Raw genomic sequence first — 3234 nt, 5'->3', positions numbered from 1 at the left:
CGGAATTTCCTCTCGGAAATTCCTGCGTATTTGCTAACTTTGGTTTACGGCGGAATAGTTCTGCCGAACCATTCCGCAACGAAACCATAGCCAAAACCGTTGTGCAACATTCCCGAACAATGAAAAATCGAATTTTAACCACTTTATTATTAACTGTAGGTGTTTCACTTTTTGGACAAGATTCTGTGGATTGTTATGAAATAGAATATCTCGACTTTTTTGGCTTGGAGCAAACAGAAATAGTTAAATGGGAAGAATCACAATTAAAGGAGTTATTGGAAATAGATTTTGCAAAAGACAGAGAACAATCTGAAATCAAAACGAACTTTATCATTCCTCTAATTGTCTATCAGCTAAAAGAATATCATCCGAATTGTACCGATGAAATTAATGTTGAATACTTTGATAAAATTTTAGCTGTCTATTTAAAAATCAGAGAAATAGATTCAACTGAATTATTGAATAAACCAATCGCCGAAAAAATCGACTATTTACGATCTGATTTTTATTCTCAAGTAAAGGATGTGAATTACTTGCCAAAAATGACAGCCACCTTTGATGATGGACCATTTTACGGAATTGATTATGAAGAAAAATTAGATTTAGAACCTTTAGAAAGCCAGGCTACAGAATTCGGAATCTTAGCAATCTCAAAGACTGATGATAAAACAATCCTTACTTGCAAGGATAAAAATGGAAACACTATTTGGCAAAAACTTATCACAGGTTTATCAGATCGAAATCTGACTGAATTGCATTTCAGAGAAAACTCGATTGAATATACCTCAGTTGCCACTGTAGCACACATGTATTCTGAGGGAGAAAGGTTTACGCTTTATTTAAAAAAAGATGGAAACTTTATGTATTATTATCATTCGTGGTAAAAACAACGTTGCACAACAATGCCTATAATTCATTGCTTCTACCCAACTCGGTTGGAGATTATTTCCTACATTTAAACTAAAATCATGGCATGAACACTTGCTGCAAGCAGCGCGCTCCGCTACCGGTGAGAAAACCAAAGCATACCGGAGTGGCGCTTCGCCACGCTGCCACTCGCAACGAAATCATAGCCGAGACCGTTGTGCCTAATTTGAAATGACTATAATTCGACTACATATCTTAATGTTATTTACACTTTTGAGCTGTCAAAAGAATGTAAAAAACCAAGCATCGGATAATCGTTCTGAAATTGACCAAACTGAAGTAACAACCGAAAAACAAATCGAGGAAATAATTTCTCCCGAAATCAAAATGTTAGAATATCTAACAAGCCGATTTCATAAATTACCTGACTCTACTTTTATAAAAAAGCCAGATTGGATGATTGATGAGAATACTTCAGATATTTATTGTGGATATATAATTCAATTTGAAGAAGGACATACATTTCGACACGAACAGGAATGTGTAGAATGGGGCGAAATTGTTACCGTAAAATTTAAAGGTTATTCACTTGACCAAGTAGGAGCTTTAGTTGAGGAATTATTCAAAAATGATAATTATAGCTGGTATGAGAACAAAACCGAGTACCGACCAGAAGAATATTACGAAACTGTTTGGACATTCAAGATTAAGGAACATGAACAATCAACTGAATTAAGATTTGCATACTCTTGGATTTAAAAAAAACTAGGCACAACACTGGCTATAGTTCATTGCTTCTGACTTTCCTTTCGGAAAGTCCTCGCAAATTTGCTATCTTCGGTTTACGGCGGAATAGTTCTGCCGAACCATTCCGCAACGAAACCATAGCCAAAACCGTTAGCAAAAATTTGCAAAATGAAAATAACGATAACTTTAATACTAATTTGCTTCTGTAATTTTATTTCATTTGGTCAGAAGAAAGAACTTTACGTAAATGATGATTTTGAGTATATATCAAAAACTGAGTTTGACAAAAAGTCTGAACAGCCTCTTGATTATAATCTAAGATTTGAATTAGACTCTGCTTACTTAAATGTAAAAGTTGTTAGATACAAAAAAGGTGAAATTGAATTAAAGGTTCTTGACTCAATTAAAAATGCATTTTATAAAAATGAGAAGTACAGCGATAATGACATATTTCTGATAAATTATTACCCTGGAAATGACAAATGCAGTTCTGATGGATATAAATCAAATTTTAAATCAAAATATAATCAGTATCGTAGAAAGTTTGATAAAATAGAAAATTTAAAACAATTGTTTGTGTATAAATCGGATGATGGATTAAAAGGATTCGGTAATAAAATTGACTGGAAATCTGATATCAATAGTCTGATTGAAAAAACATTTTATCCTATTCCATATCCTTGTGGAGGCTATGTGATTATTGACAGTAAAGGCAATTATATCTCTCAAAGAGGAGAATATGCCTATTGGAAAGGATTATTAAATAAAATAAAAACTTTTGCTAACAATGGCTATAAGTAATTGCTAGTTCTAGCCTACTTCTGAAAATCCTCGCGGATTTTCAGCTTGGTGTTTACTTACAAAGTTAAGTGTTAAACCACGCAACTACTCATAGCCTAGACCGTTGTAGCACATTTGCGAAATGAAGAAACGAAATCCATATTTAACCTACATTCTGATAATTGGCATAGTCCTTTTAATGGTTTTTATTGATAGAATTGAGTTCCTGAAACCATTAAGGAATTTTGTGTTTCTGATTTGGATTCCAATCATTATTTGGGATATAATAGAAAGATTAAAATATAGAAACGGAAAAAGAACAAACATCTTAAGATTAAGAACGAACAACGATGATTATAACCGAATATTTCCTTTTATTTTCGGAACTATTTTAATTGTTGCTAGCTACTTTGGTTTGAAAAACATCGAATCTGAAAAAATTCTCTTGTACTCAATACTTATAACTGGAGTTTTATATCTGATTACTGGATTTCTATTTGTTCCAACTGGAATAATTGAATACAAAAACGATAAATTAAGCTTTGTGAATGGAAATAATAAACACACTATCGGAATTGACAATATTGATAGTCTTGAATTAAAATCAAGCGATATAATAATAGTCGATAAAAATCAAAAAAAATATTATGTGAATTTTATGAACTTAATTGAATCGGACTATCTAGAAATATCTGAATTTTTAAAAAAAAGAATCGGAAATAATATAGAAATAAAAAACGTGCTACAACACCGGCTATAGTTCATTGCGGCGGAATTTCCTCTCGGAAATTCCTGCGTATTTGCTAACTTTGGTTTACGGCGGAATAGTTCTGCCGAACC

Annotated in this window: 4 protein-coding genes; all 4 read left to right on the top strand. The window is 32.5% G+C overall.

Annotated elements, in window-relative coordinates:
- A partial coding sequence (locus tag LBU54_RS15170) for a hypothetical protein (RefSeq protein ID WP_224531950.1) occupies positions 1–884 on the top strand: 884 nt, incomplete at its 5' end.
- A gap of 214 nt (positions 885–1098) precedes the next feature.
- Complete coding sequence (locus tag LBU54_RS15165) at positions 1099–1626, top strand: hypothetical protein (protein WP_224531948.1); 528 nt, start codon at positions 1099–1101, stop codon at positions 1624–1626.
- Positions 1627–1782: 156 nt separating this feature from the next.
- Positions 1783–2415, top strand: a complete 633-nt coding sequence (locus LBU54_RS15160) for a hypothetical protein (protein WP_224531946.1) — start codon at positions 1783–1785, stop codon at positions 2413–2415.
- Positions 2416–2536: 121 nt separating this feature from the next.
- On the top strand, positions 2537–3154 hold the full coding sequence (locus LBU54_RS15155; protein ID WP_224531945.1) for a hypothetical protein: 618 nt from the start codon (positions 2537–2539) through the stop codon (positions 3152–3154).
- Positions 3155–3234: the final 80 nt, after the last annotated feature.

Source organism: Winogradskyella alexanderae, assembly GCF_020166335.1.
GTDB lineage: Bacteria > Bacteroidota > Bacteroidia > Flavobacteriales > Flavobacteriaceae > Winogradskyella > Winogradskyella alexanderae.
Note: the sequence above shows the minus strand (reverse complement) of the source record. Positions and strands in the feature narration are given on the sequence as shown.

What these genes read in the sequence shown, in the direction of transcription:
- LBU54_RS15155 (WP_224531945.1), top strand. Translation starts at nt 2,537, where the DNA reads ATGAAGAAACGAAATCCATATTTAACCTACATTCTGATAATTGGCATA.
- LBU54_RS15165 (WP_224531948.1), top strand. Translation starts at nt 1,099, where the DNA reads ATGACTATAATTCGACTACATATCTTAATGTTATTTACACTTTTGAGC.
- LBU54_RS15160 (WP_224531946.1), top strand. Translation starts at nt 1,783, where the DNA reads ATGAAAATAACGATAACTTTAATACTAATTTGCTTCTGTAATTTTATT.